Raw genomic sequence first — 18,455 nt, forward strand, 5'->3', positions numbered from 1 at the left:
TTGACGTCAACGTCAAGCAGCGTGCACCACCCGAGAGGACAACGATGTTCGAGCTCAGTCAGGACCACGAGGACTTCCGCAAGGTCGTGCGCGACTTCGCCGAGCGTGAGGTGGCTCCGCACGTTGCCCAGTGGGACAAGGACCACCACTTCCCGACCGACCTCGTCCCCAAGATGGGCGACCTCGGCCTCTTCGGGCTCGTCGTCCCGGAGGAGTTCGGCGGCAGCCTCGACCCCGACGAGGGTGGCGCGTTCACCAGCCTCTGCGTCGCCATCGAGGAGCTCGGTCGGGTCGACCAGTCGATCGGCATCACACTCAGCGCGGGCGTCGGCCTCGGCATCAACCCGATCCTCACCTACGGCAACGAGGAGCAGAAGCAGCGCTTCCTCCCCGACCTCGTCGCCGGCCGCGCTCTGGCCGGCTTCGGCCTCACCGAGCCGGACGCCGGCTCTGACGCCGGTGCAACCCGCACCAAGGCCGTTCGCGATGGCGACGAGTGGGTCGTCGACGGTGCCAAGGCGTTCATCACCAACTCCGGCACCGACATCACGTCGGTCGTCACCGTGACCGCCCGCACTGGCACCGACGACAAGGGCAACGCCGAGATCAGCGCGATCATGATCCCGTCTGGCACACCGGGATTCACCGTCGAGCCGGCCTACGACAAGCTCGGCTGGCACATCTCCGACACCCACGGCCTGACCTTCCAGGGCTGCCGCGTCCCCGAGGGCAACCTCCTCGGTGAGCAGGGCCAGGGCTTCAAGCAGTTCCTCAAGACCCTCGACGACGGTCGCATCGCCATCTCCGCACTCGCCGTGGGCATGGCGCAGGCGATGCTCGACCTCTCGACCGACTACGCGAAGACCCGCACGGCCTTCGGCCGCCCCATCGGCTCCAACCAGGGCGTGTCCTTCCAGGTCGCCGACCTCGCGGTCTCCGTCGAGGCCGCCCGCCTCCTCACCTACAAGGCCGCCTGGCTCAAGGACGAGCTGGAGGCCGGCCGCCGCTCCCTCAAGGAGGTCAAGCAGGCCGCCTCGATCGCCAAGCTCTACTCCAGCGAGGCCGCCGTCACCGCGACCCGCATCGCCGTGCAGATCTTCGGCGGCAACGGCTTCATGGAGGAATACCCCGTCGCCCGCTTCTATCGCGACGGCAAGATCCTCGAGATCGGTGAGGGCACGAGCGAGGTCCAGCGCATGCTCATCGCCCGCCACCTCGGCCTCGGCTGAGTCGTTGACGCCGAGTTCCGGGTCCGAGACTGAGAGAGTGAAGGTATGCCGGTGAGCGACTCGTCGTCCCCGTCCAGCGATCCTCGGGTCGCCGACGTCCGAGCGCGACTCGAGGCGGCGCACGCCGCGTCGGCGTCGCCTCCCGAGAAGGCTGCGGCCAAGCTCGCCTCCCAGGGCAAGCTCTATGTCCGCGACCGCATCGCGCTGCTCGTCGACGAGGGCTCGTTCGTCGAGGACGGTCGCTACGCCAATGCGCTCCAGCCCGGGCTCCCCGCCGACGGTGTCGTCACGGGGCGCGGGACCGTCGACGGCCGTCCCGTCATCGTCATCGCCAACGACCCGACCGTGAAGGCCGGCTCCTGGGGTTCGCGCACCGTCGAGAAGATCGTGCGCGCCACCGAGATGGCCTTGCGCGAGGAGCTGCCCGTCTTCTGGTTCGTCGACTCCGCGGGCGCGCGCATCACCGACCAGGTCGAGATGTTCCCCGGGCGCCGCGGCGCCGGTCGCATCTTCCACAATCAGGTGGCACTGTCCGGCAAGGTCCCGCAGATCTGCTGCCTCTTCGGCCCGTCGGCCGCCGGTGGCGCCTACATCCCGAGCTTCACCGACCTGCTCATCATGGTCGAGGGCAATGCGTCCATGTATCTCGGCAGCCCGCGCATGGCCGAAATGGTTGTGGGAGAGAAGGTTTCGCTCGACGAGATGGGCGGTGCGCGGATGCACTGCACCGTCTCCGGCGTCGGTGACATCCTCGTCCACGATGACGCGGAGGCCATCGAGATGGCCAAGCTCTACTTCTCGTACGTCCCGCAGAACTGGCGTTCACCGCTTCCTTCGTATGCCGCGGAGTCCCCGAGCGCGCCCCTCACCAGGGCGTCGGTTCCGGAGCGCGAGAGTCAGCCGTTCGACGTGCATGAGGTCATCGACGGGCTCGTCGACGACGACAGCTTCTTCGAGATCAAGTCGCTCTTCGCCCCTGAGCTCGTCGTCGGACTGGGGCGAATGGACGGCGAGACCGTGGGCATCGTCGCCAACAACTCGATGGTCAAGGGTGGAGTGCTCTTCACCGACAGCGCCGACAAGGCCGCGCGCTTCATCTGGCTCTGCGATGCCTACTCGATCCCGCTCGTCTATCTCGCAGATGTCCCCGGCTTCATGATCGGCTCGGAGGTCGAGCGTGGCGGCATCATCCGCCACGGCGCCAAGATGGTCTCGGCCGTCTCCTCGGCGACCGTGCCGCAGTTCTGCGTCGTCGTGCGCAAGGCCTACGGCGCCGGGCTCTATGCCATGGGCGGACCGGGCTTCGGGCCCGACGCGACGATCGCCCTGCCCACGGCTCGCATCGCGGTCATGGGTCCGGAAGCCGCGGTCAACGCGGTCTACGCCAACAAGATCGCCGAGGTCGAGGCCGCCGAGGGCGCGGAGGCGCGCGATGCCTATGTCGCCGAGCGCCGCGCCGAATACGAAGAGGACGTTGACCTCGAGCGCCTCGCCGCCGACCTCGTCATCGACCACATCGTCGAGCCCGAGGACCTGCGTGCGGAGCTGCTCCACCGCCTCCGCTACGCCGCTGGAAGGGATCGTGCGTTCGCGACCAAGCGACGCGGCATACCTCCGGTCTGATCGGTGACCGGCGACGCACTCAGCGCGCGCTCCAAGGTTTCTGTGGGTAACCTCGCGTGGTCAGGCCTCAACGCCGAGGCTGATTCCACCGAAAGGTTCCCCCTGATGCGTGCACTTCGACGCACCGTCGCCCTCGCGGGCGCAACCGCCCTTGTCGCCCTCGTCGCCAGCGCCTCCCCTGCCACCGCCGCGACGAACGACACCCTCCGCTCCAAGCAATGGGGCCTCACCCAGGTCCGCGCCGAACAGGCGTGGTCGACGTCCCGCGGCGCCGGCGCAGTCATCGCCGTCGTCGACACCGGAGTGGATCTGACCCACCCCGACCTCGCCGCCAAACTCGTCCCCGGCGGCACCTTCGTCGGATGCAGTGGCTCGGCCTCCTGCGGTGACGGCAACTGGAAGGGCGTCGACGGCGTCGGCCAGGACGTCGACGCCCACGGCACCCACGTCGCTGGCATCGCCGCCGCCATCACGAACAACGAGACCGGCGTCGCCGGTGTGGCTCCGGACGCCAGGATCATGCCGGTCAAGGTGCTCGAGGACGGGTCGGGCAACACTGCCGACATTGCCAACGGCATCCGCTGGTCCGCCGATCACGGCGCCGATGTCATCAACCTGTCGCTCGGGTCGCTTCCGGGCACGCAGGTCCTGTCGATCGCGGGCCTCGACACCGAAATCGAGCAGGCCATCGACTACGCGCGCACCAAGGGGGCGCTGTCGGTCATTGCCGCCGGCAACACGTCGACGATCGCGTGCACCAGCCCCGGGTTCTCGAGCACCGGGCTCTGCGTCGGCTCGACCGACAAGAACGAACTCCACTCGGCCTTCTCGGAGCTTCCGATCAAGCCCGACCTCAAGGTCGTCTCGGCTCCCGGTGGCTTCGGCTTCGGCGGATGTGACGACGACGTGTGGTCGACGGTTCCCACGGGCGCGGCCAGCGGCTGTGGTGTGGGCGGCTACGACGCCTTCGCCGGCACGTCGATGGCCACGCCGCACGTGGCTGGCGTCGCGGCACTGCTCCTCGCTCAGGGCCGCACGGTCGCCCAGGCGGAGAAGGCCCTCACGACGACGGCACGCACCCCCGTTCTGGGGATGCGCGGCACGTTCACGCCGCTCTACGGCTACGGCGTCGTCGACGCCCAGGCGGCCGTCGCCTCCGCGCGCTGAGACGGCCAACCACAAGCGGCCGGTATGCCGTGACGCCCCCGGCGCGTCACGGCATACCGGCGTCGTGGTCGTGGGTGGATCCGCTCAGTCGCGCGACGAGCGAAGGTCGTGCCAGCGGATGGTGAGTTCACCCAGAAGTTCGCGCAACAGTGGGAGGGAGACGCCGACCACGTTGGACGGGTCGCCCTCGATGGCGCTGACGTAGGGCGCACCGAGGCCGTCGAGCGTGAACGCCCCAGCGACCCGAAGCGGCTCGCCGGTCGCGACGTAGGCCTCGATCTCGTCGTCGGAGAGGTCGGCGAAATGCACCGTCGTCGAGGCCGTCGCCCCGAGCGTCCCACCGGTGCCGCCGTCATCGGGATCGCGATCGTCGACGATCCAGTGGCCCGTGTGGAGGACGCCGCTTCGGCCACGCATGCGGCGCCACCGTTCCGTCGCCTCTGCCGCATCGGCTGGTTTGCCGTGGACCTCACCGTCGAGTTCGAGCACGGAATCGCAGCCCAGGACGACGGCTCCCGGCACGTCACCCTCCTCCAGGGAGCGCGCCACATCCTCGGCCTTGGCGCGTGCGAGGAGCAGCGCGACGTCGGCCGGGTCCAGGGGACCGTGGACCTGCTCAGCGGCGCTGAGCGCGGCGTCCTCGTCCACGCGGCTCACCTGGACGGTCGGCTCGACGCCTGCGGCGCGCAGCGTGGCGAGTCGCGCTGGAGACGCGGAAGCGAGGACAAAGTGGGCTGACGGTGAACGGCTCATTCGCACGATCTCACCGTATGGTGTCGAGGGTTTGGGCGACGGGTCAGGGAGAGACCCGTCCAACGACGAACGGAATCTGTGCACATGAGCTCCACGGCAGGACGCCACCGTCTCAACGGTCTCGCGGCGATGCGGCGCGTGATGGCACTGGGAGCGGCCCTCATCGTCGTGGGTACCTTCGGTCTGGTCCTCAACTCCCTGGACCCGGAGCCGGGTCCACCGGTCGTGCTGGCGGGGCTGAGCAACTCTCCACAACCGACCACGCCCACGACGGAGGCGAGCGAGTCGTCCTCCACGACGCCGTCTCCCCTCGAGACGGCGTCCACGGGGACGACCGACACCGCCACGGAGTCGCCCACGGCTACTCCGAGCACCACGGAGGCCTCTGCGACCCGGTCGATCCCGCCGTCGCGGGACACGCCGCGGACGCCCCGGCCTCCGGCCGAGTCCGACCCCACGTCAACGGAGCCGTCGGCCACCCCGTCCAAGCCGCGGCCGAACAAGCCGAAGCCGACGAGCACGCCCTCGCCCACCGACGGCTCGATGTTCGACGACCTCGTCGACATCTTCCGGCCGGGGACGCGCACGTCCACGCCCGGCAACCCTCAGCCGACGGGCACGCCCACCACAGAGTGAGCCGCTGTCGCCGGCGCCTCGTCAGCCGAGGACGTCATCGACGTAGCACCAGCGCCACGCCTCGCCGGGCTCGAGCGAACGCATGACCGGGTGACCGGTCGACGCATGATGTGTGCTCGCGTGCCGCCCGGGTGACGAGTTGCAACAGCCGACGTTGCCGCAGTGGGTGCACATGCGGAGATGGACCCACGTCGTCCCTTCACGCAGGCAGTCGCTGCAGCCCTCGGCATCGGCCGGGACGGCGAACTCAGGCTCCGTGGAGAGGTGTTCACATCCCCGGGCGACCTGGTCGGGCGAGAGCAGCGGAGAGTCGCGCATCCGGGAGGCGCGGTCCAGGCTCCACGTGAGTGCCGCCTCCTCGGCGTCCAACTGGCTCATGACACTCGCCAGGACTTCGTGGTCGACCTCGTGCTCGTCGCGGATGCGGACCAGCTCGCGCCGCTCGGCATCGAGCATCACCATGCGCAGGCGCCGTCGCGTCTCGCTCGGTGGCTCCGACTCGCCGGGACCGAGGAGTCCCAGTCGCTCCCAGATGCGGTTCACGCGCAACTCGGCGTTGGCATGCAGCTCCGCGGTGACCACCGGATCGACGCCAGGCACGTCATCGAGCGAACGCAGGCCTGCTCCGGTCGCAGCCTGGAGGATGGTCGCCTCTTGCAGGGCGTCCTCGCGAGCATCCGGACCGCGCACGCCCAAGGTGCGGGCCAGCCAGGGCAAGGTCGAGGACTGCAACGCCAGCGTGCCCACGGTGACGATCAGGGCGATGAGGACGAGCGTCGGTCGTTCGGGCGTCGCCACAGGCAGGGTGAGTGCGGCCGCCAGGGTGACCACCCCGCGCATCCCGGCCCAGGAGGTGACGGCGGTCGACGCGGCCGCACCCGGCATACGGTCGCTCTTGCCCCACGCCCTGGTCAGCCAGGTGAACGGGAAGAGCCACAGCGGCCGCAGCACGAGGACGGCCGCGAGGACCGCGAGCCCGACGAGCACTGCGCGGCCCAGGGAGATGTCGCTCGCGCGCACGTCGGCGACCTCGCGAGACAGCTGCAGTCCGATGAGCAGGAAGACCGCGTTCTCGAGGAGGAACGTCACGCTCGCCCAGTTGACGCGCTCGCTGAGCCGCGACGCCGCCGACTGGAGGGCAATCGACCGGTGTGCCAGAAGCAGGCCGGTCGTCACGACGGCGAGCACTCCGCTCGCACCGAGCTGTTCGGCCGGGAGGTATGAGAGGAACGGCGCCGCGAACGACAGCGCGGTGTCCGACGTGGCCTCGGTGAGGCGCTTGCGGACGAAGCCGATGAGCACGAACGCGACCCAGCCGACGCCGACGCCACCCACCACGGCCAGGCCGAAGTCCCGGGCGACCGATGTCACCGAAACCGGCCCGTGAGAAGCGAATCCGTGGGTCGAGGTCGCCAGACCGGCTGCTGCGATGGCCGTCCGGAGAGTCACCAGCGCGGTGGCGTCGTTGAGGAGCGACTCGCCCTCGAGGATCGTCGTGATCCGTCGAGGGAGGCCGATGCCGCGGGCCACGGCGGTCGCGGCGACGGCATCCGGGGGCGCCACGATCGCACCCATGGCGACGGCGACGGCGAACGGGATGGGCAGCAACCACCACGCGACGAGGGCCACACCCAAGGTCGTGAACAGGACGAGTCCCACCGAGAGGCCGAGGATCGGGACCCGATTGGCCCGGATGTCGACGAGCGACGTGTTCAGCGCCGCGGCATACAGAAGCGGCGGGAGAAGTCCGAGCAGGACGACGTCCGGGTCGAGCGAGATCTGGGGGACGAAGGGGAGAAGGGACCCGATGAGACCCACCACCAGGAGGGCGATCGGGGAGGGCACGCCGAGCGGGACGCTGAGGCGTGCGACGACGATGACGGTCACGGCGATGCCGGCGAGCGTGAGGGCGAGATCCACGCGGACATTGTCGACCTTGCGCCGCTACTCGTCAGAAACTTACGGCGCCGTAGGTCTTGCCACCCCCTGTTACTGGCCGGTAGTTTCGGCCCACCGTTGTGTCCCATCACACCGAACCAAAGGCTGACAATGACGTCACGCATGTTCCGTCGGGCGTTCGTCCCGATCGTTGCCCTCGGCCTCACGGCCGCCATCGCAGCACCGGCCTCCGCCGGTCCCGACAATGTCCCGGGCACCGCCGGCGCCACGACGGTGACCGGAGTCGCGGAGCCGGCGCGCCCTGCCTTCTACGAGCCGCCCGCGAACCTGCCCGTAGCGTCCGGTGCGGTCATCCGCACGGAGCCCGCCACCCAGTTCCTCGACCCGCTGGGCCTGTCCAGCCTCTCGGTCTCGGCCACTCGGATGATGTACGCGTCCAAGGACCGGCTCGGCCGTCCCATCGCCGTGACCGGCACGGTCTTCGAGCCCAAGGCCGGCTACGTCGGCCTCAGTGCTCGTCCGCTCATCAGCTTCGCGTCCGGGACGATGGGCATCGGCGACAAGTGCGCCCCGTCCCGCGGGCTCGCGGAGGGCCTGACGATGTACGAGATCCTCTTCATCCAGGGCCTCATCAACCGTGGGTATGCCGTCGCCTTCACCGACTACCAGGGCCTTGGCACCCCGGGGACGCACACCTACATGAACCGCGTCGTCCAGGGGCAGGCCGTCCTCGACATGGCCCGGGCTGCGCTCAAGCGCTCCGGCACGACCCTGACGGCGAGCACCCCCGTTGGTATCTACGGCTACTCGCAGGGCGGAGGTGCAGCAGCATCGGCCGCAGAGCTGGCGAGCACCTACGCTCCGGAACTCAAGGTCAAGGGAACGGTCGCCGGTGCGGTCCCGGCCGACCTTGCCGCTGTCGTCAAGAACCTCGACGGAAGCGTCTACTCGGAGTTCCTCAACTTCGCACTCCTGGGTCTGGCCTCCGGCTACGGCATCGACATGGATGACTACCTCAACGACGCGGGCACGCAGGTGGCGGTCGCCACGGAGAACCACTGCACGGTCGACCTGCCGAAGGCGGCGTTCCAGGACTCCTCGAAGCTCACGCTGAACGGGCAGTCGGTCCTCTCCTACCTCACGGTCGAGCCGTTCAAGTCGATCGTCGCGGAGAACCGCATCGGGCGAATCAAGCCCAGCGCACCGGTGCTGGTGTCGCACTCCTTGCTCGACGACGCCATCCCCTACGCCGTCGGTCGGCAGCTCGCGAAGGACTGGTGTGGCAAGGGCGGCAACATCCGCCTGACGACCAACGTCGGCCCGACGCACATCGGCGGCGCGCTCCCGTCCTCGTCCGACAGCTACGCCTTCTTCGAGGCCCGCTTCGCCGGACTTCCGCAGCTGAGCAACTGCTGGACGATCTGGTGACCCTTCGGGTCTGAACCACACGACGAGGTATGCCGTCCGCGCACGTTGCGCGGACGGCATACCTCGTCGTTGTGTGTGTTTCCTTGAGCGGTCCGTCCCGAACTCACCCAATTGGACAGGCGCGTACCGAACTCACCCAATTGGACAGGCGCGTACCGAACTCACCCAATTGGACAGGCGCGTACCGAACTCACCCAATTGGACGGTTAGGGACGCAAGGCTTCAGCCAGGACGTCCAGGCCGACCGAGCCGATGTCGAGGGCGCGCCGGTGGAAGGCCTTGGCGTCGAACGAATCGCCCTCTCTCGCAGCGGATTCATCGCGCAACTGCATCCAGATCCGCTCACCGATCTTGTAGCTCGGGGCCTGTCCCGGCCACCCGAGGTAGCGGTCGAGCTCGAACCGCCGGGTCGCCTCGTCGTTGTTGCAGTGGGCGGAGAGGTACTGCCAGGCCTTGTCATAGGTCCACTCGCCACCGCCGACCTCGGCCGGCGCCTCGAAGCCGCAGTGGATCCCGATGTCGAGGACGACGCGGGCGGCCCGCAGCGACTGCGCGTCCAGGAAGCCCAAGTAGTTGCCGGGGTCGTCCATATAGCCGAGCTCGACCATCAGGCGCTCCGCGTAGAGGGCCCAGCCCTCACCGTGACCGCTGACCCAGCAGAGCATCCGGCGCCAGCGGTTGAGCAGTTCGGCGCGATAGGTCGTCTGCGCGACCTGGAGGTGATGCCCCGGGACACCCTCGTGATAGACGGTGCTCAGCTCGGCCCACGTGCCGAAGGTCTCGACCCCCTTGGGGACCGACCACCACATGCGGCCCGGGCGGCTGAAGTCCTCGCTGGGGCCGGTGTAGTAGATGCCGCCCGTGTGGGTCGGGGCGATCCTGCACTCGATGGTGCGGACCGGGTCGGGGATGTCGAAGTGGGTGCCACCGAGCAGATCCATGACCTCGTCGGCCTTGGTCTGCATCCACTGCTGGAGCGCGTCGGTGCCGTGCAGCTGGTATGTCGGATCCTCGCCGAGAGCCTTGATGGCGTCCTTCACGCTTCCGCCCGGGACGATGCGCTCGGCCGTGCGTTGCATCTCCGCCGCGATACGCGCCGTCTCCTGCTGTCCCCAGGCGTAGGTCTCCTCGAGGTCCACGGTCGCGCCAAGGAAGAGGCGACTCGCGAGTTGGTAGCGCTCACGGCCGACGGCGTCCTCGCTGGGAGCGCGGTGAAGGAGTTCTGTGCCGAAGAAGGTCTTGAGGGCTGCGTAGGCGGCGGCGGCGCCCAGGGCCGCTTCGGAGAGCTGGGCCTGCGCCGACTCGGGGAGCTCGGCACCGTCCGCGGTGCGGGCTCCTGCGGCGAACGTCGCGAAGAACCCGTCCTCGCCGACGAGGTCGTCGCACTGCTTCATGCAGGACTCGAACTGACGCTTGGCGGAGACGTGGCCGTTGTCGGCCGTGACGAGCAGCGAGGTGCGCCATTGCTCGAGGGCTGTGGGGAGTGCGCGAAGCCGGCGGGTGATCGTGGCCCACTGCTCCGCGGTGTCGGTCGGCATGAGGTCGAACACGTCGCGCACGGACTGCATAGGCGAGGCGAGGACGTTGACGTCGCCCATGTCGACCCCGGCCTCGTGGATGTCGATGTCGAGTTGCAGGCGCTCGCGCATCGCGGCGATGGTGACTCGGTCGATGTCGTCGACCGGTTCGGCCGTCTCGAGCGCTGCCAGGGTCGCGCGGGCGAGATCGGCGCGGGCACGGTAGCCGTCGGGGGAGAAGTCGTCGAGCTCGTCCTGTCGCACGTCGACACCGAGATACGTCGCATCGATCGGGCTGTGCTGCATGGCGGCGTCGAAGTGTCGTTCGGCGATGGCGTCGACGGCCGTGGGGGTGCGCGGGGCCGTGGGCGTACGCGGGGAAGCAGGTGCGGGGGAGGAGTCGGCCGCCGGGGATACGTCAGTCATGGTGGGGGAGTCAGTCACCCACCGGACGCTACCCGCGCCCTGCTCATCGGTCCCACCCAATTGTGCGGTTGAGGGGCGAGCGGGTTGCCCAGCGGGTATGCCGTCCGCCCACGGGCCGTACCGAACTCACCCAATTGGACGGCTGGGGACGGAACGGGTCGGCCAGCCGGTATGCCGTCCGCCCACCTCCTGTACCGAACTCACCCAATTGGACGGCTGGGGACGGAAGCGGGTGGCCATGCCGTCCGCCCACCCGCGTACGGAACTCACCCAATTGGACGGTTTGGGTGCTCAAGCAATCAGCCCCCGAGGCTGGAACTAGCGCTGGTAGTTGAGACTCGTGCTGACGACACAGCCCCTCGAACGCAAGGCGTCGGACACGTCGCGAACGACCCCGGCTGGGTCGTCGTAAAGGTGCTCGGCGCGGATCACGATGATGATCCAGCCGGCATCGCGCATCTCCTTGCGTCGGATCTCGTCCTTCGCCCGCTGTTCGGGCTTGTCGTGCCACCGCCCGTCGTACTCAAGTGCCACCTTGAACTCGGGCCACGCCAGGTCCAGGCGATAGCGCTCGATGCCGCCCACCAGATAGGGGTGGTTGCACGTGGGCTCGGAGATGCCGGCGAGCACCATGAGCAGGCGAGACTGCGTCTCGGGCACGGACTCCGAGCGTTCGCGCACCAGACGAGCTGCGGCGATCGAGGCCCTACGACCGTGGCCCTGCCACGCCAGCGTCGCCTGCACCAACTCCTCAGGGCTGATGGCCCCGCGTGCCACCAGACGGTCACCAAAACACACCAAGTCGACGAGATCCAGACGGACAGCGAGGTGGATGAAGGTCTGCGCCGGACCGGTCACGGGCAGTCCGTGTCGTGTCCAGCGCTCCATGGGATAGGTGAATCGGTGGCAGCGCAGCCCATCGCCCATGCTCCGAACGTCGCGGCTGTAGGCGAGGTTCACGTCGCTGCTTCTCGGCCAAGAAGGGACCCATAGCTGTGCTGCGGTGTCGTGACTCAGAAGTCCCTTCGCGGGCGCCCGCAGGATCGCGGCGCGGCATCGCACCACCAACGTGTCGGGAACGCTCGCATGGATGTGCACACCCCGGAAGAGCTGCCGGTATGCCGGCCCGGCAAGTTCTCGTGTGGTCACACCCGACGAGTGGGCCCAGTTCGTGAGAAAGGGGCGGAAGGGATCGAAATCGGACATGGACACACTCTGGCGACAACACGGCATACGCGATCTCGGTTATCCACAGGCCTCCTAGGATCGGGCCCATGGCTGCGCGCGTGTATTCGGTCAACGTCGGACGACCCAAGTCCGGCCTCTCGAAGGGGCTGGACAGCGGGATCGACAAGCGTCCGGTCGACGAGATCACGGTGTTCGACCCCGGCCCGAAGGGAACGGGCGCGAGTGGCGTCGAGGGTGACGCGGTCGTCGACCTCCGTCACCACGGCGGAACGACCCAAGCCGTGTATGCCGTCGCGCGCGAAGAGTTGGACTGGTGGTCTGTCGATCTTGGTCGGGATCTCCAGCCGGGCGCCTTCGGGGAGAACCTCACGACGGCGGGCTTCGACGTCGACGCGTCGGTGGTGGGCGAGCAGTGGCGCATCGGGAGTTCCGTCGTGCTCACGGTGACGGCGCCTCGGGTTCCGTGCGCGACGTTCGCGAAGCACATGGGGGTGCCGGGTTGGGTCAAGGCGTTCACGGGGCGCGGGCGCACTGGTGCCTATCTCGCCGTGGCCCAGCCGGGGACGATCCGGCCCGGCGACCCGATTCAGGTGGAGTGGCGCCCCGGTCACGGGCTCACGGTGCCCGAGGTGTTCCGCGCCTGGATGGGTGATCGAGACCTTGCTCGTGAGGTTCTTGCCCGCCGGGTGATGCCCGCCAGCGAGCACGTCAAGCTCGAGGCGAAGCTGGCGCGCTGGGATTCGTAGGCGGGCGGACGGCATTCCTGCCGATCCGTGCGTAACCGTCCAATTGGGTGAGTTCGGTACGGGAGGTGGGCGGACGGCATTCCTGCCGATCCGTGCGTAACCGTCCAATTGGGTGAGTTCGGTACAGCGGGCGAGTTGGGCGAGTTAGGCGCGGAGGGAGCGTTGCCAGGTGCCGGCAGCGCGCGGGCCCGGCGCCACCGCACGGCGCACCAAGCCAGCTGGCGCCGACCACGGCGACGTATGCCGGACCGTCACCTCTTCGTCCACGCCACCCGACGCTGCCGACAGGACCGCGACGAGTGCCGCGACCTGCTCGGGCGTGGCGTCACCGATGACCTCGATCGCCTGCGCAGCAACCGAATTCGCGCCTTCGACCTCGACGTCGTCAGCCATCAGAGCGGGATGTTTCCGTGCTTCTTGGGCGGAAGGGTCTCGCGCTTGGTGCGCAGCGCCCGCAGCGCCTTGGTGACGTTCATCCGCGTGTTAGACGGCGTGATGACCGTGTCGATATAGCCGCGCTCGGCTGCGACATAGGGGTTGGCCAGTGTGTCTTCGTACTCGGTGATGAACGCAGAGCGCGCGGCCTCGACGTCCTCACCCTTCTCGGCCGCCGCGGCGAGCTGCTTGCGATAGAGGATGTTGACCGCACCCTGCGCACCCATGACCGCGATCTGGGCCGTGGGCCACGCGAGGTTGATGTCGGCGCCGAGGTGCTTGGAGCCCATGACGTCGTAGGCGCCGCCATAGGCCTTGCGCGTGATCACGGTGACCAGCGGAACCGTCGCCTCCGCATAGGCGTAGATGAGCTTGGCGCCGCGGCGGATGATGCCGTCCCACTCCTGGTCGGTGCCCGGGAGGAAGCCCGGCACGTCCACGAACGTCAGCACGGGCACGTTGAACGCGTCGCACGTGCGCACGAAGCGCGCAGCCTTCTCGGACGCGTCGATGTCGAGCGTTCCGGCGAACTGCATCGGGTTGTTGGCGACGACGCCGACCGAGCGACCCTCGATCCGCGCGAACCCGACCACCATGTTGGGCGCGAAGAGCGGCGACACCTCGAGGAAGTCACCGTCGTCGACGACGGCCTCGATGACCTGGTGCATGTCGTAGGGCTGGTTGGGGGAGTCCGGGATGATCGTGTCGAGGAAGCGGTCCTCGTCGGTCACCTCGAGCGACAGCTCCTCGTCACCGAACGACGGCGGCTCCTCCATGTTGTTGGAGGGCAGGTAGGACAGCAGCGCCTTGACGTACTCGACGGCGTCCTCCTCGTCGGTCCCCATGTAGTGCGCGACCCCGGACTTGGAGTTGTGCGTCCTGGCACCGCCGAGCTCCTCGAAGCCCACGTCCTCACCCGTGACGGTCTTGATGACGTCGGGCCCGGTGATGAACATGTGCGAGGTCTGGTCGACCATGACGGTGAAGTCGGTGACGGCCGGCGAATACACCGCGCCGCCAGCGCACGGCCCCATGATCAGCGAGATCTGCGGGATCACACCGGAGGCGTGGACGTTGCGGCGGAAGATTTCGCCATAGAGACCCAACGACACGACACCCTCCTGGATGCGCGCGCCACCGGAGTCGTTGAGCCCGACCACGGGGCAGCCGACCTTCATCGCGAAGTCCATGACCTTGGTGATCTTCTCGCCGAAGACCTCACCCAACGAGCCACCGAAGACCGTGAAGTCCTGTGCGAAGACCGCAATGGTCCGCCCGTCGACCGTGCCGTAGCCCGTGACGACGCCATCGCCGTAGGGCCGGTTCGCGTCCTGACCGAACGCGACCGAGCGGTGGCGAGCGTACTTGTCCATCTCGACGAACGAGCCCTCGTCGAGGAGCATCTCGAGGCGCTCACGGGCGGTCTTCTTGCCGCGCGCGTGCTGCTTCTCGATCGCCCGCTCGGAGCCGGCGTGCGCGACCTCGCCAACGCGGCGCTTGAGGTCGGCGAGCTTGCCGGCGGTGGTGTGGATGTCGATGCCCGTGTCCGCGGCGGGGAGGTCGGTGCCGCCAGTGGGCTGGATGTCCGTCTGAGCCATGAGGGCGACTCTAGCCTTGACCTCGTGACCCGACCTGCCGCCTCTCGCCCCATGGATGCGTCTCTCATCACACCCGGCCCGCCGTGGCTGCCGGTGGAGGTGCTCGACAGCGTCGACTCGACCAACGCCGTCCTCGTGAGGGACCCCCGGCTGTGGCGCGTCGTCACGGCCGAGGAGCAGCGCGCGGGCCGCGGACGCCTCGATCGCGCATGGACGACGACGCCCGGACTGAGCATCGCGGCGAGCGTGCTCGTGCCGCGGCCGACCCGCGCCCCGCTCGGCTGGGTACCCCTCGTCGTCGGCCTCGCCCTGCGCACCGCCGTCACGGAGGTGAGCGGCGTCGAGGTCACCCTCAAGTGGCCCAACGACCTCCTCGTCCCCGCCGACGACGACCGCAAACTCGCCGGAATCCTCGCCGAGCTCACCCCCACCGGCGTCGTCGTCGGCACCGGCGTCAACACCGACCAGGAGCGCGGCGACCTGCCGGTCGACACCGCCACGTCGCTCCGTCTCGCCGGCGCATCGGGAGTGAGCCGAGAAGGTGTGCTCACGGCATACCTTGTCTCTCTCGGAACGCTGTTGCGCAGTCTGGACAACGATCCGTATGCCGTCCGCACCGCCTACGCTGCCGCCTGCGGCACGCTGGGTCGCACCGTTGTCGCACACCTTCCTCAGGGTGAGGTGCGCGGAGTCGCCACCGACGTCGACGCAGACGGCAGACTGTGCCTGACGACGGACAGCGGCCCCCGTGCGGTGGCGGCCGGGGACGTCGTCCATGTCCGCTGACATCTGTCCCATCTGACATCACGCACCGCGTGAGCACCGAGGAGGCTGCCCGTGCCCGATCGTCCGACTGATGGCCCCAGCGACTTCGAGGCCGTGATCGAGGAGCGCCTTCTCGGTCGTCCCGCGACGATGGGTCGGCGTGAGATCAGTCGTGAGGCGTCGGTGTCGGTGCAGTCGGCGCGCAAGCTCTGGCACGCCCTGGGCTTCCAGATCGTCGACGACGAAGAGGTGATGTTCACCGAGGGCGACCTGGGTGCGCTCATTCGCGTCGCTGACCTCATCCGCGACAACGACCTCGACGAGGATCTCGTCCTGTCGATGGCCCGAGCGTTCGCCCGGACCTCGGACCGGCTGGCGGTGTGGCAGACGCAGCTCATGGCGGAGTACCTCACGCCCGCGGAGCAGGAAGCCGAACTCGGCGAGAAGGATGCCCGCGCGGTGCCCGACCGCGGTGTCGCGGAGGCCACGGCCAGCGAGCTCGTGGACCTCGTGGACCAGCTCGAGCCGCTCATGATCTATGTCTGGCGACGTCACCTCACCTCGGCGATCACGCGCATGCTGGCGGACGCTCGAGACACCGACCACGACGCGAGCGCGCCGCTGCGTGTCGTGGGGTTCGCCGACCTCGTGAACTTCACGTCGCTCGTGCGCCGCATGACCGAGCGGCAGCTCGCGACGCTCGTCCAACGCTTCGAGGAACTGGCCAGCGATGTCGTCGCGTCGCACGGAGGCCGGATCATCAAGACCGTGGGCGACGAAGTGCTCTTCGTGCACGTCGACGCCGCCGCGGCCGCCGCCATCGGGCTCGATCTGGTGGACGCCATGGCGGAGGACCCGTTGCTGCCGGACGTGCGCGTCGGTATGGCCCACGGCAAGGTCATCAGCCGCCTCGGCGACGTCTTCGGGACGACCGTCAACCGCGCGAGTCGGCTCACCGCGGTGACGCCGCCGGGGACCGTGTTCGTCTCCGACGAGATGGCGCGGGCACTCGGCACCATGTCGGGATTCACGATGACCGAGCAGCGCCGACGTCACCTCCGGGGGATCGGCAGCATCACCCCGTTCGAGCTGGCCCGCTCCACCGGCGTACGCCGGGAACGTCCCTGGGATCGGCACGCGTGACCGGGCCTTCCCCGACTACAGTCGCCGCATGACCCGCGTGCTGCTCGCCGAGGACGACCCGGCCATCTCCGAGCCGCTCGCCCGGGCCCTGCGCCGCGAGGGATACGACGTCGAGGTGCGGGCCGACGGGCGCGAGGCTCTCGAGGCTGCCCGCGACAACCCCGACCTCGTCGTCCTCGATCTGGGCCTGCCCACGATGGACGGACTCGAGGTCTGCCGGCGGCTGCGCGGCGAGGGCCACACCGTGCCGGTGCTCGTGCTCACCGCCCGTGCAGATGAGGTCGACACGGTCGTCGGTCTCGATGCCGGCGCCGATGACTACGTGACCAAGCCGTTCCGCTTGGCTGAGCTGTTGGCTCGGGCTCGGGCGTTGCTCCGCCGCGGGATTCCCGACGCACCGACGACCGACGCGGTCGACATCCGCGTCGACACCGAGTCGCGACGTGTCTTCCTCCATGACCAGGAGATCCAGCTCACGACCAAGGAGTACGAACTGCTCCGGGTCCTGGCCCGCAACACGGGCAAGGTCATCTCGCGCGAGCAGCTGATGCGCGAGGTGTGGGAGACCGCGTGGTACGGCTCCACCAAGACGCTCGACATGCACATCTCGGTGCTGCGCCGGAAGCTCGGCGATGACGCGAATCAGCCGCGCTACATCACGACCATCCGGGGCGTGGGCTTCCGCTTCGATCCCACGGGGGAATGACGCCAGATGCGTCGGCTCCTGGTGAAGTCCACGCTCGCGGCCGTGGGGGTCACGCTGGCCATTCTCGGTGTGCCGCTGCTCATCATGGGACTCGTCGTCGCCCTGCTTCCGGCCGAGCGGCGGGAGAATCTCGTGCACGCGACGACGGGGCTCCGAGGGGTCCTCATCCTGACCGGTCTGGTTCTCCTGCTCTCTCTGCTCGGCCTCGCTGCGGGCTACGTCGTGGCCCAGCGGCGAGCCCGGGCGATCGGTGACCCATTGACCGAACTCGCCGCCCGGGCCGAGCGGCTCGGGGCAGGGGAGTCCCGCTTCATGCCCCTGGACTCCGGAATCGGTGAGCTGGACCGGATCAGTGACGTCCTCTCCCGCAGTGCGAATCAGGTGACGCGCAACCTGGCCGCCGAGCGGGACTTCGCCGCCGACGCCTCGCACCAGTTGCGGACACCGCTCACCGCACTGCTCATGCGCCTCGACGAGATCGCCTCCACCGACGACCTCGGCGTCGTGCAGGAGGAGGCTCAGGTCGCGATCGACCAGGTGGAGCGGTTGAGCAAGGTCGTCGACGACCTCATGGGGCGCACGAGGGTCAGCGACCCGACGAGGCCGAGTGTGTCCCTCGACGCGGTCCTGGCCCAGCTCCAGCGCGAATGGCAGCCGGCGTTCGCGGCGACGAAGCGAAGCATGCGGATCCACGGGGAGCGCGACCTGCGCGTGCGTGCCACGCCCGTTGCCCTCGCCCAGATCCTGTCCACCCTTGTCGAGAACGCCCTCGCCCATGGCCGCGGGACGGTCGACATCGCTGCTCGACGGGCAGGCCCCTCGATCATCATCGAGTTCGGCGACGAGGGTGCGGGGGTGGACACGGCGATCGCCCCGCACATCTTCGAGCGGTCGGTCTCGTCGTCGGGGTCCGGGCTCGGGCTCTCCCTCGCGCGTGACCTCGCCGAGGACAACGGCGGGCGTCTCGAACTGGTGAGCACCCAGCCCGCCGTCTTCGCGGTCTTCCTGTCCGAAGCCGACTGACTCGAGGCGATGGTCGCGTCCCAGCCGTCCAATTGGGTGAGTTCGGTACGGGAGGTGGGCGGACGGCATACCGGCTGGTCGTGTCCCGAACCGAGGAATTCGGTGAGTTCGGGACGAGAGGTGGGCGGGCGGCATACGGACTGCTGGTGTGCCGAACCGTCCAATTGGGTGAG

16 protein-coding genes are annotated in these 18,455 nt (G+C 68.8%); 10 read left to right on the plus strand and 6 right to left on the minus strand.

The window, feature by feature from the left end; genetic code table 11:
• Positions 1 to 44 precede the first annotated feature (44 nt).
• From N802_RS17160 to N802_RS17170, 3 genes are all read left to right on the plus strand, one after another.
• Positions 45 to 1,229 (plus strand): acyl-CoA dehydrogenase family protein, encoded by a 1,185-nt coding sequence (locus tag N802_RS17160; protein ID WP_035918729.1) that lies wholly within the window; start codon positions 45 to 47, stop codon positions 1,227 to 1,229.
• Between the two features lie 45 nt (positions 1,230 to 1,274).
• Positions 1,275 to 2,852, plus strand: coding sequence for an acyl-CoA carboxylase subunit beta (locus N802_RS17165; RefSeq protein ID WP_035918732.1), 1,578 nt, complete (start codon positions 1,275 to 1,277; stop codon positions 2,850 to 2,852).
• Positions 2,853 to 2,957: 105 nt separating this feature from the next.
• Positions 2,958 to 4,019: a S8 family serine peptidase gene (locus tag N802_RS17170; RefSeq protein ID WP_035918736.1), complete on the plus strand. Its 1,062-nt coding sequence runs from the start codon at positions 2,958 to 2,960 to the stop codon at positions 4,017 to 4,019.
• An 84-nt stretch (positions 4,020 to 4,103) separates the two neighbouring features.
• On the opposite strand, the gene N802_RS17175 is transcribed toward N802_RS17170, so the two are convergent.
• Positions 4,104 to 4,772, minus strand: a complete 669-nt coding sequence (locus N802_RS17175) for a Maf family protein (protein ID WP_035918738.1) — start codon at positions 4,770 to 4,772, stop codon at positions 4,104 to 4,106.
• An 84-nt stretch (positions 4,773 to 4,856) separates the two neighbouring features.
• Between N802_RS17175 and N802_RS17180 the strand changes: the two genes are divergently transcribed.
• The gene (locus N802_RS17180) at positions 4,857 to 5,408 is read left to right on the plus strand and encodes a hypothetical protein (RefSeq protein WP_035918740.1); all 552 of its coding nucleotides are present in this window, start codon (positions 4,857 to 4,859) and stop codon (positions 5,406 to 5,408) included.
• Between the two features lie 21 nt (positions 5,409 to 5,429).
• Here the strand turns inward: N802_RS17180 and N802_RS17185 are convergent, their stop codons facing one another.
• Positions 5,430 to 7,328 (minus strand): Na+/H+ antiporter, encoded by a 1,899-nt coding sequence (locus tag N802_RS17185; protein WP_035918742.1) that lies wholly within the window; start codon positions 7,326 to 7,328, stop codon positions 5,430 to 5,432.
• Between the two features lie 129 nt (positions 7,329 to 7,457).
• On the opposite strand from N802_RS17185, the gene N802_RS17190 reads away from it, so the two are divergent.
• Positions 7,458 to 8,735 carry a lipase family protein gene (locus N802_RS17190; protein ID WP_035918745.1) on the plus strand — a complete coding sequence of 426 codons (1,278 nt, stop codon included), beginning with the start codon at positions 7,458 to 7,460 and terminating at the stop codon, positions 8,733 to 8,735.
• A 206-nt stretch (positions 8,736 to 8,941) separates the two neighbouring features.
• Here the strand turns inward: N802_RS17190 and N802_RS17195 are convergent, their stop codons facing one another.
• Together N802_RS17195 and N802_RS17200 are read right to left on the minus strand one after the other, a co-directional pair.
• Entirely contained in the window at positions 8,942 to 10,678 is a 1,737-nt protein-coding gene (locus tag N802_RS17195; protein WP_035918803.1) for a DUF885 domain-containing protein, read from the minus strand.
• Positions 10,679 to 10,996: 318 nt separating this feature from the next.
• Positions 10,997 to 11,884, minus strand: a complete 888-nt coding sequence (locus N802_RS17200; RefSeq protein WP_035918747.1) for an endonuclease domain-containing protein — start codon at positions 11,882 to 11,884, stop codon at positions 10,997 to 10,999.
• A gap of 68 nt (positions 11,885 to 11,952) precedes the next feature.
• On the opposite strand from N802_RS17200, the gene N802_RS17205 reads away from it, so the two are divergent.
• On the plus strand, positions 11,953 to 12,612 hold the full coding sequence (locus N802_RS17205; RefSeq protein ID WP_035918751.1) for an MOSC domain-containing protein: 660 nt from the start codon (positions 11,953 to 11,955) through the stop codon (positions 12,610 to 12,612).
• Positions 12,613 to 12,756: 144 nt separating this feature from the next.
• Here the strand turns inward: N802_RS17205 and N802_RS17210 are convergent, their stop codons facing one another.
• Both N802_RS17210 and N802_RS17215 read right to left on the minus strand, forming a co-directional pair.
• The gene (locus tag N802_RS17210) at positions 12,757 to 13,005 is read right to left on the minus strand and encodes an acyl-CoA carboxylase epsilon subunit (protein ID WP_052110105.1); all 249 of its coding nucleotides are present in this window, start codon (positions 13,003 to 13,005) and stop codon (positions 12,757 to 12,759) included.
• Complete coding sequence (locus N802_RS17215; RefSeq protein WP_052110106.1) at positions 13,005 to 14,645, minus strand: acyl-CoA carboxylase subunit beta; 1,641 nt, start codon at positions 14,643 to 14,645, stop codon at positions 13,005 to 13,007. The genes N802_RS17210 and N802_RS17215 overlap by 1 nt, the downstream gene beginning before the upstream one ends.
• A 24-nt stretch (positions 14,646 to 14,669) precedes the next feature.
• Between N802_RS17215 and N802_RS17220 the strand changes: the two genes are divergently transcribed.
• From N802_RS17220 to N802_RS17235, 4 genes are read left to right on the plus strand one after another with little or no spacing between them, the layout of a single operon-like run.
• Complete coding sequence (locus N802_RS17220) at positions 14,670 to 15,431, plus strand: biotin--[acetyl-CoA-carboxylase] ligase (protein WP_035918754.1); 762 nt, start codon at positions 14,670 to 14,672, stop codon at positions 15,429 to 15,431.
• A 51-nt stretch (positions 15,432 to 15,482) separates the two neighbouring features.
• Positions 15,483 to 16,553 (plus strand): adenylate/guanylate cyclase domain-containing protein, encoded by a 1,071-nt coding sequence (locus tag N802_RS17225; protein WP_052110108.1) that lies wholly within the window; start codon positions 15,483 to 15,485, stop codon positions 16,551 to 16,553.
• A 28-nt stretch (positions 16,554 to 16,581) separates the two neighbouring features.
• The gene (locus N802_RS17230; RefSeq protein ID WP_035918757.1) at positions 16,582 to 17,259 is read left to right on the plus strand and encodes a response regulator transcription factor; all 678 of its coding nucleotides are present in this window, start codon (positions 16,582 to 16,584) and stop codon (positions 17,257 to 17,259) included.
• 6 nt (positions 17,260 to 17,265) lie between these two features.
• Positions 17,266 to 18,282 carry a sensor histidine kinase gene (locus N802_RS17235; RefSeq protein WP_035918760.1) on the plus strand — a complete coding sequence of 339 codons (1,017 nt, stop codon included), beginning with the start codon at positions 17,266 to 17,268 and terminating at the stop codon, positions 18,280 to 18,282.
• Positions 18,283 to 18,455: the final 173 nt, after the last annotated feature.

Source organism: Knoellia sinensis KCTC 19936, from assembly GCF_000768705.1.
GTDB classification, from domain to species: Bacteria; Actinomycetota; Actinomycetes; order Actinomycetales; family Dermatophilaceae; genus Knoellia; species Knoellia sinensis.

What these genes read in the sequence shown, in the direction of transcription:
- N802_RS17160 (WP_035918729.1), top strand. Translation starts at nt 45, where the DNA reads ATGTTCGAGCTCAGTCAGGACCACGAGGACTTCCGCAAGGTCGTGCGC.
- N802_RS17165 (WP_035918732.1), top strand. Translation starts at nt 1,275, where the DNA reads ATGCCGGTGAGCGACTCGTCGTCCCCGTCCAGCGATCCTCGGGTCGCC.
- N802_RS17170 (WP_035918736.1), top strand. Translation starts at nt 2,958, where the DNA reads ATGCGTGCACTTCGACGCACCGTCGCCCTCGCGGGCGCAACCGCCCTT.
- N802_RS17175 (WP_035918738.1), bottom strand. Translation starts at nt 4,772, where the DNA reads ATGAGCCGTTCACCGTCAGCCCACTTTGTCCTCGCTTCCGCGTCTCCA.
- N802_RS17180 (WP_035918740.1), top strand. Translation starts at nt 4,857, where the DNA reads ATGAGCTCCACGGCAGGACGCCACCGTCTCAACGGTCTCGCGGCGATG.
- N802_RS17190 (WP_035918745.1), top strand. Translation starts at nt 7,458, where the DNA reads ATGACGTCACGCATGTTCCGTCGGGCGTTCGTCCCGATCGTTGCCCTC.
- N802_RS17195 (WP_035918803.1), bottom strand. Translation starts at nt 10,678, where the DNA reads ATGACTGACGTATCCCCGGCGGCCGACTCCTCCCCCGCACCTGCTTCC.
- N802_RS17200 (WP_035918747.1), bottom strand. Translation starts at nt 11,884, where the DNA reads ATGTCCGATTTCGATCCCTTCCGCCCCTTTCTCACGAACTGGGCCCAC.
- N802_RS17205 (WP_035918751.1), top strand. Translation starts at nt 11,953, where the DNA reads ATGGCTGCGCGCGTGTATTCGGTCAACGTCGGACGACCCAAGTCCGGC.
- N802_RS17210 (WP_052110105.1), bottom strand. Translation starts at nt 13,005, where the DNA reads ATGGCTGACGACGTCGAGGTCGAAGGCGCGAATTCGGTTGCTGCGCAG.
- N802_RS17215 (WP_052110106.1), bottom strand. Translation starts at nt 14,645, where the DNA reads ATGGCTCAGACGGACATCCAGCCCACTGGCGGCACCGACCTCCCCGCC.
- N802_RS17230 (WP_035918757.1), top strand. Translation starts at nt 16,582, where the DNA reads ATGACCCGCGTGCTGCTCGCCGAGGACGACCCGGCCATCTCCGAGCCG.
- N802_RS17235 (WP_035918760.1), top strand. Translation starts at nt 17,266, where the DNA reads ATGCGTCGGCTCCTGGTGAAGTCCACGCTCGCGGCCGTGGGGGTCACG.